Source organism: Streptomyces sp. NPDC014907 (assembly GCF_055562975.1).
In genome coordinates, this window is sequence record NZ_JBVHEG010000003.1 from 261,667 (window position 1) to 275,723 (window position 14,057).

At 73.3% G+C, this 14,057-nt stretch carries 14 protein-coding genes and 1 pseudogene; 8 read left to right on the forward strand and 7 right to left on the reverse strand.

What is annotated here, in order from left to right; all coding sequences use genetic code 11:
• Positions 1-17: 17 nt before the first annotated feature.
• A complete protein-coding gene (locus tag ACZ3IL_RS10370) occupies positions 18-677 on the forward strand; it encodes a response regulator transcription factor (RefSeq protein WP_467388598.1) in 660 nt (219 codons plus the stop codon).
• 207 nt (positions 678-884) lie between these two features.
• Here the strand turns inward: ACZ3IL_RS10370 and ACZ3IL_RS10375 are convergent.
• Positions 885-1,319, reverse strand: a pseudogene (locus ACZ3IL_RS10375) (MarR family winged helix-turn-helix transcriptional regulator); the annotation flags it as partial.
• Between the two features lie 91 nt (positions 1,320-1,410).
• Between ACZ3IL_RS10375 and ACZ3IL_RS10380 the strand changes: the two are divergent.
• The 4 genes from ACZ3IL_RS10380 (at position 1,411) to ACZ3IL_RS10395 (ending at position 5,536) form a co-directional block, all read left to right on the forward strand.
• Positions 1,411-2,508 carry an ABC-2 transporter permease gene (locus ACZ3IL_RS10380; RefSeq protein ID WP_467388600.1) on the forward strand — a complete coding sequence of 366 codons (1,098 nt, stop codon included), beginning with the start codon at positions 1,411-1,413 and terminating at the stop codon, positions 2,506-2,508.
• A gap of 104 nt (positions 2,509-2,612) precedes the next feature.
• Positions 2,613-4,109 carry a DUF2252 domain-containing protein gene (locus tag ACZ3IL_RS10385; protein WP_467388603.1) on the forward strand — a complete coding sequence of 499 codons (1,497 nt, stop codon included), beginning with the start codon at positions 2,613-2,615 and terminating at the stop codon, positions 4,107-4,109.
• Positions 4,110-4,391: 282 nt separating this feature from the next.
• Positions 4,392-5,135, forward strand: coding sequence for a hypothetical protein (locus ACZ3IL_RS10390; protein ID WP_467389278.1), 744 nt, complete (start codon positions 4,392-4,394; stop codon positions 5,133-5,135).
• A gap of 56 nt (positions 5,136-5,191) precedes the next feature.
• Complete coding sequence (locus ACZ3IL_RS10395) at positions 5,192-5,536, forward strand: rhodanese-like domain-containing protein (protein ID WP_467388605.1); 345 nt, start codon at positions 5,192-5,194, stop codon at positions 5,534-5,536.
• Between the two features lie 105 nt (positions 5,537-5,641).
• On the opposite strand, the gene ACZ3IL_RS10400 is transcribed toward ACZ3IL_RS10395, so the two are convergent.
• From ACZ3IL_RS10400 to paaA, 5 genes are all read right to left on the reverse strand, one after another.
• On the reverse strand, positions 5,642-6,730 hold the full coding sequence (locus ACZ3IL_RS10400; protein ID WP_467388607.1) for a 2Fe-2S iron-sulfur cluster-binding protein: 1,089 nt from the start codon (positions 6,728-6,730) through the stop codon (positions 5,642-5,644).
• The gene (gene paaD, locus ACZ3IL_RS10405) at positions 6,731-7,228 is read right to left on the reverse strand and encodes a 1,2-phenylacetyl-CoA epoxidase subunit PaaD (protein WP_467388609.1); all 498 of its coding nucleotides are present in this window, start codon (positions 7,226-7,228) and stop codon (positions 6,731-6,733) included.
• Positions 7,222-7,905, reverse strand: coding sequence for a 1,2-phenylacetyl-CoA epoxidase subunit PaaC (gene paaC, locus ACZ3IL_RS10410; RefSeq protein WP_467389280.1), 684 nt, complete (start codon positions 7,903-7,905; stop codon positions 7,222-7,224). The genes paaD and paaC overlap by 7 nt, the downstream gene beginning before the upstream one ends.
• Positions 7,906-8,006: 101 nt before the next feature.
• Positions 8,007-8,294, reverse strand: coding sequence for a 1,2-phenylacetyl-CoA epoxidase subunit PaaB (gene paaB, locus ACZ3IL_RS10415; RefSeq protein WP_467388611.1), 288 nt, complete (start codon positions 8,292-8,294; stop codon positions 8,007-8,009).
• A complete protein-coding gene (paaA, locus tag ACZ3IL_RS10420; protein WP_467388613.1) occupies positions 8,291-9,298 on the reverse strand; it encodes a 1,2-phenylacetyl-CoA epoxidase subunit PaaA in 1,008 nt (335 codons plus the stop codon). The genes paaB and paaA overlap by 4 nt, the downstream gene beginning before the upstream one ends.
• Positions 9,299-9,420: 122 nt before the next feature.
• On the opposite strand from paaA, the gene ACZ3IL_RS10425 reads away from it, so the two are divergent.
• The 3 genes from ACZ3IL_RS10425 to ACZ3IL_RS10435 are packed head-to-tail and all read left to right on the forward strand — an operon-like array spanning position 9,421 to position 12,223.
• A complete protein-coding gene (locus ACZ3IL_RS10425) occupies positions 9,421-10,257 on the forward strand; it encodes a DUF5819 family protein (RefSeq protein ID WP_467388615.1) in 837 nt (278 codons plus the stop codon).
• Positions 10,254-11,525: an HTTM domain-containing protein gene (locus ACZ3IL_RS10430; protein WP_467388617.1), complete on the forward strand. Its 1,272-nt coding sequence runs from the start codon at positions 10,254-10,256 to the stop codon at positions 11,523-11,525. The genes ACZ3IL_RS10425 and ACZ3IL_RS10430 overlap by 4 nt, the downstream gene beginning before the upstream one ends.
• Entirely contained in the window at positions 11,522-12,223 is a 702-nt protein-coding gene (locus ACZ3IL_RS10435) for a TrmH family RNA methyltransferase (RefSeq protein WP_467388619.1), read from the forward strand. Before ACZ3IL_RS10430 ends, ACZ3IL_RS10435 begins: the two co-directional genes overlap by 4 nt.
• A 37-nt stretch (positions 12,224-12,260) precedes the next feature.
• Here the strand turns inward: ACZ3IL_RS10435 and paaN are convergent, their stop codons facing one another.
• Positions 12,261-13,958 carry a phenylacetic acid degradation protein PaaN gene (paaN, locus tag ACZ3IL_RS10440; protein ID WP_467388621.1) on the reverse strand — a complete coding sequence of 566 codons (1,698 nt, stop codon included), beginning with the start codon at positions 13,956-13,958 and terminating at the stop codon, positions 12,261-12,263.
• Positions 13,959-14,057: the final 99 nt, after the last annotated feature.

Genomic DNA, 14,057 nt, shown 5'->3' on the forward strand with positions numbered 1-14,057 from the left:
GTCGTGGGGGAGTGGCTGTGGCAGGGCAGCGCATCAGAGTCGTGATCGCCGACGACGAGCCGTTGATCAGGGCCGGAATCCGGATGATCCTCACCTCCGACCCGGAGATCGAGGTCGTCGGGGAGGCGGCCGACGGACGGGCGGCGGTCGAGGCGGCGCGGGCGCACGCCGCCGACGTGGTGCTGCTCGACATCCAGATGCCGGTTCTCGACGGCCTCTCGGCGCTCCCGGAGCTGCGGAGGGCGGCGCCCTCGGCCCGGGTCGTCGTCCTGACCACCTTCGGCGAGCGGGAGAACGTGCTGCGGGCGCTCGAACACGGAGGCGCCGGCTTCCTCCTCAAGGACACGGCGCCCGCGGAACTGATCGGAGCGGTGCGGGCGGCCGCGGCGGGGGACGCCTATCTGTCCCCGGCGGCGACCCGTCACGTGGTCGAGCGGCTCGCCACGGGCCGGGAGGCGGCCCGCGCCGAGGAGGCGCGGGGGCGGGTGGCGGCGTTGAGCGAGAAGGAACGGGACGTCCTCGCGCTGCTCGGGGAAGGGCTCTCCAACGCGGACGCGGGGAAGCGGTTGCACATGAGCGAGGCCACGGTGAAGACGTACGTGAGCCGCATCCTGGCCAAGCTGGACTGCGAGAACCGGGTCCAGGCGGCCCTCCTGGCCCGGGACGCGGGTCTGTAGGGGCCGGGAGGCGGGGGCGTCGGGGGCTCCGGTCCGAAGCGGGGCCCGTCAGCGCGAGGGGCGGCCCGGGGGGCGGCTCGCGCCGGTGTCGTCGGGGCCGGTGCCGTCACGAGAGTCCTCACCGCGACCGGCGGTCCCCTCGTGACCGGTGCCGCCGCCGGCGGTCCCCTCGTGACCGGTATCGCTGTGACCGGCGGTCTCGCCGGGACCAGTGCCGTTGTAGCGGAGCAGGTACGTGGCGAAGAGAGCCAGGTCCTCGGCCGACCAGTCCTTGAGCCGCTCCTGGTAGGCGGCGCGGCGGTTCGTCCGGGCCGAGGCGAGGACCCTCGTGCCCGCCTCCGTGGCGTGCAGGACCTGTACGCGGTGGTCGTCGGGGGCCGGGCGTCGCTCGACGAAGCCCAGTTTCTCCAGGCCGGCGACCTGACGGCTGACCGTCGACTTGTCCAGCAGGTAGTGGGCCGCGAGATCGGTGGCGCGGCAGCCCCGCCGCTCCTCGATGTGGGCGAGGAGGGTGTAGGAGACGAGCGGGAGCTCGGGATGGACCTGAGCCGCGGCCGCGCGGGCCCGGCGGGCGAAGGCCGTCAGTTCGCGCTGGATGACGTCCAGGGACGCTTCGCGGGGTGGTCGCGTGCCGCCGGTCATGGTGGCTCCCTCGTCGTCGTGCGGACGCTGGTCGCCCACCACGGCCTTTCAGTTGTATAGTACAACGGTTCTTTAGTTGTAAAAGCCAACCATGGAGGTCTCGGTGTCCTCAGGACCGAACACGAAGGGTGCGTTGAAGCATGTCCTCGGGCATCTGCTCACCCCCCTGCTGATGTGTGTCGGCATGGGACTCGCCTACCTCGGCGCCTTCCACGCCCCCGCGCCCCACGACCTGCGCGTCGATGTCGTCGGCTCCGGTCCCGCGACCCAGGTCCTCGCCCAGTCGCTCCAGGACAAGGGCGCGGGCGCCCTCGACGTCCGTACCGTCGCCGACCGGGAGAGCGCCGTCACCGCGCTGCGCGAGCAGCACAGCTTCGGTGCCTACCTCCCCGGCGAGAAGCCCGAGCTCCTCGTCGCCTCCGGCTCCTCCGACACCAGCGCCATGGCGGTCGAGAAGGTGTTCACCAAGGTCGCCGCCGCGCAGGACGCCCCGCTGAAGGTCACCGACGTCGCCCCCACCGCCTCCGGCGACCCCACCGGCCAGGGAGTCTTCTTCCTCCTCGTCGCCCTCAGCATCGGCGCGTACGCCTCGGTCGCCGTCATCGGCGGCGCCGGAGCCGCCCTGCCCATGCGGATCAGGGCCCTCCTCGCCGCCGGGATGTCCCTCGTCGTCAGCCTGATCGGCACCCTCTTCGCCGGGCCGGTCTTCCACCTGGTCGACCGGGGACTCGGCGGGGTGTGGGCGATGTCCTGGCTGTACGCGGCGGGCATCCTGATGGTCGGCGTCGGCCTGCACACCTTCCTGCGCCGCTGGACCACGCTCGGCGTGATGGTGCTCTTCGTCATGCTCAACTTCACGAGCTCCGGCGGCATCTACCGCCCCGAGCTCCAGCCCGGCTTCTTCGGTGCGCTGCACGCCTTCTGGAACGGCGCCGGCTTCATCGAGGGCGTGCGCGCCCACGTGTACTTCGACGGCCACGCCCTCGGCGGGAACGTCCTCGTCCTCGCCCTCTGGCTCCTCGTCGGCGTCGCCCTCGTCGTCCTCGCCGGTCTCACGGAGTCCCGCCGGGGGAGGACGGCCGCCGGGACGCCGGCCGCCACGGCGGCCGGCGAACGCGGAAAGACCGGGAACGGGGCCGGTTCGAATGAGGCGGCCGAGGAGGAGATGGAGGAGGCCGTCGCGGTCTGAGGACTTGTCCACAGGGGCTTGTCCACAGGGGAGGCGGCCGACCCGGCCACGGAGGTACCGTCGGGCCGAACGATGGTGGACATCGCATCGGGGGAGGGCGTCCCATGGACGTGATCAGGGCCGTCGTGCCGGAACAACGGGGTACGGACGGAGCACCGGACGAGAGGGCGGGCGGGTCGCCGGACGGCATGCCCAACGAGGGGCGCGTCCCGTACGTGCCGGGGTTCGCCCGCCGGCCGGTCGCGGGAGCCGGGACCTCTCCCAGGGAGCTGGGCAGGAAACTGCGCGAGCGCGTCCCCCGTTCCTCGCACGACCGGCAGGGCCTTCCGACCGGCCGGCCGGACGCCGTGCGCGCCGTCGAGGAGTCGAACCTCGGCCGGGTCCCCGAACTGACGCCGATACGGGTGGGCAGGATGGCCGCGAGCCCCTTCGCCTTCCTGCGCGGTTCCGCCGGGCTGATGGCGCGGGACCTCGTCGGCACCCCCGTCACCGGGATCGCGGCCCAGATATGCGGTGACGCGCACGCGGCCAACTTCGGCCTCTACGGGGACGCCCGCGGCGGGCTCGTCATGGACCTCAACGACTTCGACGAGACCGTCGTCGGACCCTGGGAGTGGGACCTCAAGCGGCTCGCCACCTCCTTCGTCCTCGCCGGCCGGGAGATCGGAGCGAGCGAGGACGTCTGCCGGGCCGCGGCCCTCGACACCGTCGGCGCCTACCGGCGCACCATGCGCCTGCTCGCCCGGCTCCCCGCCCACGACGCCTGGAACGCGATCGCCGACGAGGAACTCGTCTCCCACGCCGACGCCCGCGACCTCGCCGGTATTCTGGAGCGGGTCTCCGCCAAGGCGCGCAACAACACCAGTGCCCGGTTCGCCGCCCGGTCGACCGAGGCCGTGCCGGACTCCGAGGGAGGCGGCCGCAGGTTCGTCGACGCTCCCCCGGTACTGCGCCGGGTCCCGGACGCCGAAGCGGCCCGGGTCGCCGCGTCCCTCGGCCCGTACCTGGAGACCGTGTCCGAGGACCGGCTGCCGCTCCTCGCCCGGTACGCCGTCCACGACGTGGCCTTCCGGGTGGTCGGAACCGGTAGCGTCGGCACCCGCTCCTACGTGGTCCTGCTCCTCGACCACCGGGGCGAGCCGCTGGTGCTCCAGGTCAAGGAGGCCCGCCCCTCGGCCCTGCTGCCCCATCTGCCGGCGGCCGGCTTCACGGTGAAGGACGCGAGCCACGAGGGAAGGCGCGTGGTGCTCGGGCAGAAGCGGATGCAGGTCGTCAGCGATCACCTGCTCGGCTGGACCACGGTCGACGGGCGCCCGTTCCAGGTGCGCCAGTTCCGCAACCGCAAGGGCAGCGTCGACCCCGCCGCGCTCACCGCCGGCCAGCTCGACGACTACGGCAGGATGACCGGGGCCCTGCTCGCCCGTGCCCACGCCCACAGTGCCGACCCGCGCCTGATATCCGGTTACTGCGGAAAGAACGAGGAGCTGGACGAGGCCGTCGCCTCCTTCGCCGTCCTGTACGCGGACCGTGTCACCGCCGACCACGCCGACCTGCTCTCCGCCGTCCGTTCCGGCCGGGTGGCGGCCGAACCCGGCGTCTGACGTCCGGCCGGGAGGGGGACGGCGGCCCCTTACGCTGGGAGGGTGACGACCCGGAACGAGGACAGCGACGTGGACCAGGGCCAGGAGAGCGTCGAGAACGCGGTCGGCGGCGCGGCCGACACACAGCCGGAGGCGCAGCCGGACACGAACGCGAACACGGACGCGGACGCCGGGGGAGGCCCGCAGGCCGGGGCGGACGAGGGCGTCGGCACCGGATCCGGCACCGGCACCGCCCCCGAGGCCGGGGCCGACGAGCGGCCCGAGGCGCGTCTCGAACGTGCCGTGCGGGTGGCCGAGCAGGCGCTGATCGAGTTCGAGATCGCCGTCGAGACCTTCCGGGTCGAGGTGGAGAACTTCTCCCGGCTGCACCACCAGAAGCTCGGCCCGATGTACGCGCGCCTCGACGAGCTGGAGGCGCTGATCGCCGAGGCCCGGGCGGCCCGCACCGGTGACGCGGAGGACCTGCGGCGGGCGAGGGAGGCCCGGGCGGCGGTCCTGCCGATGCCCGGGGTGGAGGAACTGTTCCACGACTGGGCCGACACCGACGGCCTCTCCCCCGAGGCGGCGGCGATGCTCACCGGCCGGCCGGTGCAGCCGCCGAAGCGGGTCCGGCCCGGCGAGGAGGCCCGCAGGCTCTACCGCGAGCTGGCTCGCAAGGCCCATCCGGACCTGGCCCGCGAGGAGGACGAGCGGAAGCGGCGCGAGGAGTTCATCACCCGGGTGAACGCCGCCTACGCCCGGGGGGACGAGGCGCTGCTGCGGGAACTGTCCGCCGAGTGGGAGGCCGGCCCGGTGCCGGCCGAGGAGCGGCTCAGCGAGAGCGAGGAGCTCTACGCCCGCCTGGAGTGGCTGGCGGAACGCAAGGACATGCTGTCGGCGGTGGCGCGCGAGCTGGAGGAGAGCGCGATCGGCGCGATGCTGCGGATGGCGCCGGACGACCCGGACCGGCTCCTGGAAGAGATCGCGGAGCAGCTGCTCGCGCAGGTCGCCGAGCGGGAGAACGAGCTGTCCGGACTCGTGCAGTAGGTTTTTCCGTGAGCCCGGGTTCCTCCGGGTGGCTCCGACGAGAGAAGGCCGGTCCCATGAACGTCTCCCCGCTGCCCTCGGTGGACGCGGCATCCGTGCCCGCCGATGCCCTGGTGCTGGACGTCAGGGAGGACAACGAGTGGGCCGCCGGTCATGTCGAAGGCGCCGTGCACGTGCCGATGAGCGACTTCGTGGCCCGCTTCGGCGAGGTCACGGAGGCCATCGCCGAGCACGGCCGGGCCCATGTGATGTGCCGGGTCGGCGGCCGGTCGGCCCAGGTCACGCAGTACCTGGTCCAGCAGGGCTTCGACGCGGTGAACATCGACGGCGGGATGCTCGCCTGGGAGGGCGCAGGGCGCCCGATGGTGACGGAGAACGGCAGCCCGGCCTTCGTCCTCTGACCTTCGTCGCCCGGCCTTCCTTCCCCGAACTTCTTCCCCCGGAGGCCCCGGCACCGTGTGGGCGGCCGGGGCGGCCCGCCGGGATGCCGTCGGCGGGAGGAGCCGTCAGCGGTCGAAGTCCAGCTCCACCCCGGCGGTGACGGGCCGGGACTGGCAGGCCAGGACGTATCCGGCGTCGGTCTCCTCCGGTTCCAGGGCGAAGTTGCGGTCCATCCGCACCTCTCCGTCGACGACGAAGGCGCGGCAGGTGCCGCACACCCCGCCCTTGCAGGCGTACGGGGCGTCCGCGCGGGCCCGGAGCACGGTGTCGAGGAGCGTCTCGCCCCGCTCCACCGGCCAGGTGCCGGAACGGCCGTGCAGGGTCGCGGTCAGCGTGGCGTGCGCGGGGGCGTCGGCCGCCGGGGCCACCACGGTCGCGGAGCCGTCGTCCACGTGGAAGATCTCCTGGTGGATCCGGCCCCGGTCGACCCCCAGGTCCCGCAGGGCCCGCTCGGCGTCCTGCACCAGCCCGAACGGGCCGCAGAGGAACCAGCCGTCGACGTCGCCGACCGGCAGCAGCGCGGGGAGCAGCGCGGTGAGGCGGTCGCGGTCGAGCCTGCCGGACGGCAGCCCGGCCTGCTGCTCCTCCCGGGAGAGCACGGTGACCAGCTGGAACCGGTCGGGGTAGCGGTCCTTGAGGTCGGCCACCTCGTCCAGGAACATCGTGGACGCGGCGGTGCGGTCGCTCCGGACCAGGCAGAACCGGGCCTCCGGCTCGCGGGCGAGCAGGGTGGCCGCCATCGACAGGACCGGAGTGATGCCGCTGCCGCCGACGACGGCCGCGAAGCGGCCGGGGCGCGGGGCGAGCGTGAAACGGCCGCGGGGCTCCATGACGTCGACCAGGTGCCCGACGGCCAGTTCCTTGAGCGCGTACGTCGAGAACGCGCCGCCGTCCACGAGCCGGATGCCGACGCGCAGCACGGGGGGCTCGCCGGCCGGGGCGGCCGGAGCGCAGATCGAGTACGTGCGCCGGACCTCCTCGTCCCGTTCGCCGGTGCGCCGCAGGGCGAGGTGCTGGCCGGGCACGTGCCGGTAGGCCTCCTGGAGCTCGGGCGGAACCGCGAAGGTGACGGCCACCGAGTCGTCCGTGAGCCGCTCGACCCCGCTCACCCTGAGCGGATGGAACCCGGCCCGTCCGGCGCCTGAGGACACCATCTACAACTCCTTGAAGTGGTCGAACGGTTCGCGACAGGCGGTGCAGCGGCGCAGTGCCTTGCACGCGGTGGAGGAGAAACGGCTCAGCAGTTCGGTGTCGGTGGAACCGCAGTGGGGGCAGCGGATCGCCAGGGTCAACGGCACGGGCCCGCCGGGAGGGCCCTGCGGGCGGGGCGGGGCGATGCCGAACTCGGTGAGCTTGCGCCGCCCCTCCTCGCTGATGTCGTCGGTGGACCAGGCGGGGGCGAGGACCGTGACGACGGAGACCTCCGGGACCCCGTGCTCGTGGAGCGCGCGCTCGATGTCCGAGGACATGGCCTCGATCGCCGGACAGCCCGTGTAGGTCGGGGTGAGGGTGACCTCGACCCGGCCGGGGCCGGTCACGTGGACGCCCCGCACGACCCCCAGCTCCTCCAGGGTGAGGACGGGAAGCTCCGGGTCGGGGACGGCGCCGGCGACCCGGCTCAGCTCCTCCTCCAGGGCCGTCATGGTCACCACGACGCCCCCGGGTGGCTGCGGTGCAGGTGCTGCATCTCGGCGAGCATCCGCCCGAAGGACTCGGTGTGCAGTCCCTGCCGGCCCGCGCCCGCGCTCCAGGCGCCGGTGCGCGGCCCGGAGGGCACGGCGAGCGTGGCCCTTCCGAGGACGTCCGTCACCGATTCCAGCCAGGCGCTCTCCAGCTCCGCGGGGTCCGCGCCGAGCCCTTCGACGGGCTGGAACAGTTCGCCCGTGTACCGCCACAGGGCGTCGCAGGCCCGGCTCATCCGCTCGTGGCTCTCGGCGGTGCCGTCGCCGAGGCGCAGCGTCCACTGCTCGGCGTGGTCCTGGTGGTAGGCGACCTCCTTGACGGCCTTGGCCGCGAGGCCGGCGAAGGGGCCGTCGCCGGAGGCCAGCCGGCCGTACAGGAGCCGCTGGTAGGTGGAGAAGTACAGCTGCCGGGCGATGGTGTGGGCGAAGTCCCCGTTCGGCTGCTCGACGAGCTGGACGTTCCGGAAGGCGCGCTCCTCCCGGAGGTAGGCCAGTTCGTCCTCGTCGCCGACGAGGGAGAGCAGGACGCGGGCCTGTCCGAGCAGGTCGAGGGCGATGTTGGCCAGGGCGACCTCCTCCTCCAGGACGGGGGCGGAACCGGCCCACTCGCCCAGGCGGTGGGAGAGGACGAGGGCGTCGTCGCCCAGGGCGAGGGCCGCGCCGGTGAACGCGGGACCGGGGCCTCCACGGGTGTCCGGGGCGTCGGCCGAGGCCCGCCCGTCGGAGTCCTCGCGCGTGTCGGGGGTGCTCACAGGTGCTTCACCCCCTCCGGGATCTCGTAGAAGGTCGGGTGGCGGTAGGGCTTGTCCGCGGCCGGATCGAAGAAGGGGTCCTTCTCGTCCGGCGAGGAGGCGGTGATCGCCGCGGAGGGCACGACCCAGAGGGAGACGCCCTCGCTCCTGCGGGTGTACAGGTCGCGGGCGTTGCGCAGCGCCATCTCCGCGTCGGGCGCGTGGAGACTGCCCGCGTGGGTGTGGGACAGTCCGCGGCGGGAGCGCACGAACACCTCCCACAGCGGCCAACCGTCGCTCGTCATCCCTGTGCCTCCCGGTGCTTCCCGTTGTGCTTCTCCGCGTGGGCCGCCGCCGCTTCCCTGACCCAGGCGCCGTCCTCGTGGGCCCGGCGCCGCCTGCTCAGCCGCTGCTCGTTGCAGGGGCCGTTGCCCTTGAGGACGTCCCAGAACTCGGTCCAGTCGATCGGGCCGAAGTCGTAGTGCCCCCGCTCCTCGTTCCACCGCAGGTCGGGGTCGGGGAGGGTGAGGCCGAGCGCCTCGGCCTGCGGGGCGGCGATGTCCACGAAGCGCTGCCGCAGTTCGTCGTTGGTGTGGCGCTTGATCTTCCAGGCCATCGCCCGGGCGGTGTGGGTCGACTCGTCGTCCGGCGGGCCGAACATCATCAGCGAGGGCCACCACCAGCGGTTCACCGCGTCCTGCGCCATGGCGTGCTGGGCCTCGGTGCCGTTCGACAGGGCGAGCAGCGCCTCGTACCCCTGCCGCTGGTGGAAGGACTCCTCCTTGCAGACCCGGACCATCGCGCGGGCGTAGGGGCCGTAGGAGCAGCGGCACAGGGGGACCTGGTTGGTGATCGCGGCGCCGTCCACCAGCCAGCCGATCGCGCCGACGTCGGCCCAGGTCAGCGTGGGGTAGTTGAAGATCGAGGAGTACTTCTGGCGGCCGGTGTGGAGCTTGTCGAGCAGGTCGTCCCGGTCGGCGCCCAGCGTCTCCGCCGCGCTGTACAGGTACAGGCCGTGACCGGCCTCGTCCTGCACCTTGGCCATCAGGATCGCCTTGCGCCGCAGCGAGGGCGCGCGGGTGATCCAGTTCGCCTCGGGCTGCATGCCGATGATCTCGGAGTGGGCGTGCTGGGCGATCTGGCGGACGAGCGAGGCGCGGTAGGCCTCGGGCATCCAGTCGCGCGGTTCGATGCGCTCGTCGGCGGCGACGGCGGCGTCGAACACGGCCTCGCGGGCGGCCTGCTCCGCCGCCTCGGCCGCTCCCGCCGTGCCGGGCGCGCCCGCACCACCTGCCGTCCCTGCCGTCATTGCGGTCATCGAATCCCCTACCGACCGATCGTTCGGTTGAATGACTCCAATGGTGAGTCGGCGGCCCGTATGGTGTCAACCCTGTGGACGACCGAGGCAGCCGAAGGCGGGGGCGGGGCGGGATGGACGCGTACGTCGAGAAGGACGCGGCCGGGACGGGAGGCGACGACCGGCGGCCGGAGCCGGAGAATCCGCCCCCGGCCCTCCCGGAGCCTTCGGCCGCCCAGCCGGACGCCCCGGCCCCCGGGGACGGCGCCCTGCCCCCCGGAGCCGGCATCGCGGCCCTGTCCCTGCCGTACCAGGTGGTCGTCGCGGTCGCGCTGGCCGTCGCCGGGGTGTTCGCCTGCGTCCACCTGGCGATGGTCTTCCTGCACGTGGCACCGTCCAACACGCTGACCAAGCGGCACGGCCAGGCCGTGGACGACTGGATCTACCCCGAGTTCGAGCAGAACTGGAAGCTCTTCGCGCCCAACCCGCTCCAGCAGAACGTCTCGGTCGAGGTCCGCGCCGAGGTCGCCGCCGGCGACGGCCACCGGACCACCGGCTGGATCGACCTCACCGCCCGGGACGTCGAGGCGGTCCTCCACAACCCGATGCCCAGCCACACCCGGCAGAACCAGCTCCGCAGGGCCGTCGACTTCTACGTCAACTCGCACTCCGACGACCTGCGGCCCCACGGAACGCGCGGTCGGCTCTCGGAGGAGTACATGCGCCGCATCGTGATGCTCCGGCTCGACGGCCTTCCCTCCCTCGAAGGCTCCGACGTGCGGCGCGTCCAGCTCCGCACCGTGACCCGGCCCGTCCCCGCGCCCCCGTGGAACACCGGGGACGGCGGGAGCGCGGGGGAGGCCGTGCGGCCGGAGCCCTCCCCCGCCTACCGCCCCTTCCCGTGGTGGCGGATCACCGACGCCGACCGGCCCGCCGGGTCCGGCCGGGACCGCACGGAGGCGACCCGATGACCGCCCCGGACGCGGCACCCCGGCCGGACCCCGCGACCGTCCCCCCGCGCGCGCGTACCCGTGAACCCGTCGACCGCCGGCTCGCCCGCGCCGTCCAGACCGTCACCGGCCGCCCCCTCGGCCCCCACCAGGCCGCGATCGTCCGGATCGGCTTCTCGCTGACCTGGCTGCTCTTCCTGCTGCGGGAGCTGCCGCACCGGCGGGAGCTGTACGGCCCCGACGGCCCCTGGTCCTGGGACCTCGCCCGCCGCCTGATCGCCGAGAACCGCTCCTTCACCGTGCTCCTGTGGACGGACGGCCGGCTCTGGTTCGAGTGCGTCTACGGGCTCGCGGTGCTCTCCGCCGCGCTGCTCCTGGTGGGCTGGCGCACCCGGGCCGTGTCCGTGGTCTTCATGGTCGGGGTCCTGTCGCTCCAGAACCGCTCGGTGTTCGTGGGCGACGGCGGCGACAACGTCCTCCACCTCGCCTCGATCTACCTCGTCCTCGTCCGGTGCGGCCGGGTCTGGTCCCTCGACGCCCGCCGGGCGGCCCGCGAGGACCGCGCCGCCCGTGCCGGAGATCCCCCGCGCCGCGACCTCACGGGCCCGCTGCTGTGGACCGTGCTCGGCGGCTTCCTCATGGCCGTCACCCGGTTCGGCGACGTCACCGGCGAATGGTGGGTCACGGTGCTGCTGTGGGTGCTCTGGCTGGGGAACGCGCTGTGGTGGCTGGTGTGCCGGCGCGCCCCCGGGGAGCCGCGCGTCCTGCTCGACGCCTTCGCGAACCTCGCCCACAACGCCGCCCTCCTCGTGCTCATGGCGGAGGTCTGCCTGATCTACGCCACGGCCGGCTGGTACAAGGTCCAGGGGTCGCGCTGGCAGGACGGCACCGCGCTGTTCTACCCCCTCCACCTCGACTACTTCACCCCCTGGCCCGCCCTCTCCGAACTGCTCGCCTCCAGCGGGATCATGGTGATGGTGCTGTCCTACGGGACGGTGATCGTCCAGGTCGCCTTCCCCTTCACGCTCTTCAACCGCAAGGTCAAGAACGCCCTCCTCGTGGTGATGATGCTGGAGCACGCCGGGATCGCCCTGCTCCTCGGACTGCCGGCCTTCTCGCTCGCGATGATCTCCGCCGACGCCGTCTTCCTCCCGACGGCCTTCCTGGTGGCCCTGGGCTCCCGGGCGGCCGGGGGCCGGGACCGGCTGTCGCGGCGGTCGCCGGGCGGGAAGCTGCCCGGGCAGCGCCGTACGGGTGAGGAGCGGGACCCCCGTACCCTCGTCGGGTGAGCACCACCGAAGAGAAGCCCGGGAACGGGCCGGGGACGGCCGGGTCCGGGACGGCCGGGGAGCCGGTCCAGTACGACGAGGGGTTCGGTCCCGAGGTCGGCGTCGGGCCGCACCCGGAGCCGTGGCCCCGGGGCGAGCAGTACGACCCCGAGCTGCTGGCCGGCGGCGACCGGCGCAACGTCGTCGACCGCTACCGCTACTGGACCCGCGAGGCGGTCGTCGCCGACCTGGACACCCGCCGCCACGACTTCCACGTGGCGGTGGAGAACTGGGGCCACGACTTCAACATCGGCTCGGTGGTACGGACCGCCAACGCCTTCCTGGCGAAGGAGGTCCACATCGTGGGCCGGCGCCGCTGGAACCGGCGGGGCGCCATGGTGACCGACCGCTACCAGCACGTCCGCCATCATCCGGACACCGGGTCGCTGACCTCGTGGGCGGCGGCCGAGGGCCTGCCCGTCATCGGCATCGACAACCTGCCCGGAGCCGTACCGCTGGAACGGACCGTCCTCCCGCGCCGCTGCGTGCTGCTCTTCGGCCAGGAGGGCCCCGGGCTCACCGAGGAGGCCCGCGCCCACGTGGAGATGGTCTGCTCGATCGCCCAGTTCGGATCGACCCGCTCGATCAACGCGGGGGCGGCCGCCGCCATCGCCATGCACGCGTGGATCCAGCGGTACGCCGAGATCGGTACTCCCTGAGGCGGCGGGGCCCCACCGGGCCCCGCCGCCCGCGGACTCAGGCCTGGCGGCGGACCTCCACCACCCGGAAGCGGTTGGCGACGAAGGCGCCGTCGCACAGGGCCGCGTTCGCTGCCGGGTTCCCGCCGGAGCCGTGGAAGTCGGAGAACGCGGCCGTCTGGTTCACGTACACCCCGCCCGTCAGGTTCAGCGAGAGCTGGGCCGCCTCCTCCAGGCACACCTCCTCCACCGCCCGCTCGGTCTCCGTCGAGGTCGTGTACGCGCCGACCGTCATCGCGCCCTTCTCGCGGACCGTGCGCCGCAGCAGCTCCAGGGCGTCGGCGGTGGAGTCCACCGCGACGGCGAAGGAGACGGGGCCGAAGCACTCCGAGAAGTACGCGTCCTGGGCCTCCGGCTTGGACCCGTCCAGCTTCACGACGAGCGGGGTGCGGACCACGGCGTCCGGGAACTCCGGGTTGGCCACCTCGCGGGAGGCGAGCGCCACCTCCCCGAGCCCGGCTGCGGCCTCCAGGCGCGCCTTCACGTCCGGGTTGACCAGGGCGCCGAGCAGGCCGTTGGCGCGGGCGTCGTCCCCGAGCAGACCGTCGATCGCCGCCGCGAGGTCGGCCACCACCTCGTCGTACGACTTGGGCCCCTGGTCGGTGGCGATGCCGTCGCGGGGGATCAGCAGGTTCTGCGGGGTGGTGCACATCTGACCGCTGTAGAGGGACAGCGAGAAGGCCAGGTTGGACAGCATGCCCCTGTAGTCGTCGGTGGAGTCCACCACGACCGAGTTGACACCGGCCTTCTCGGTGTAGACCTGGGCCTGGCGGGCATTGGCCTCCAGCCAGTCGCCGAAGGCGGTCGAGCCGGTGTAGTCGATGATCCGGATCTCCGGGCGCACGGCCAGCGTCTTGGCGATCCCCTCGCCGGGGCGCTCGGCGGCGAGCGCCACCAGGTTCGGGTCGAAGCCCGTCTCGGCCAGGACCTCGCGGGCGATCCGGACGGTGAGCGCGAGCGGCAGGACCGCGCGGGGGTGGGGCTTGACCAGGACCGGGTTGCCGGTGGCGAGGGAGGCGAACAGGCCCGGGTAGCCGTTCCACGTGGGGAAGGTGTTGCAGCCGATCACCAGGGCGACGCCCCGGCCGACCGGGGTGAACTCCTTGCTCAGCTCCAGGGGGTCGCGCTTGCCCTGCGGCTTGGACCAGCCGGCCCGCCCGGCGGGGGTGCGGGTCTGTTCCGCGTACGCGTACGCCACGGCCTCCAGGCCCCGGTCCTGGGCGTGCGGGCCGCCGGCCTGGAACGCCATCATGAACGCCTGCCCGCTGGTGTGCATGACGGCGTGGGCGAACTCGTGGGTGCGGGCGGAGATCCTGGCCAGGATCTCCAGGCAGACCAGGGCACGGGCCTCGGCCCCGGCGTCCCGCCAGGCGCCCGTCCCCGCGCGCATGGCGGGGAGCAGGACGTCGAGGTCGGCGTGCGGGTACTCGACGCCCAGCTCCGGGCCGTACGGCGAGACCTCACCGCCGGTCCAGCCGTCCGTACCGGGCTGGTCCAGCTCGAAACGGGTGTGCAGCAGGGCCCGGTACGCGGCGAGGCCCGCCGCCGCGTCGAGCGAGCCGTCCGACCCGTACGCCTTCGGGTGTTCGGGATGCGGCGACCAGTAGGCACGGGTGCGGATGGTGTCGAGTGCCTGGTCGAGCGTGGGCCGGTGCTTCTCGGCCAGACGGTCGGTGGTCGGCTGGACGGTGGCCATGGATGGACCAACTCCTCGTCGAGCTGGGCAGGGAGACGCGTACGGAGTTAGAGTAACCGAACGATCGGTCGGGACAAGGGGGCCCGTCGAACCTGTGGA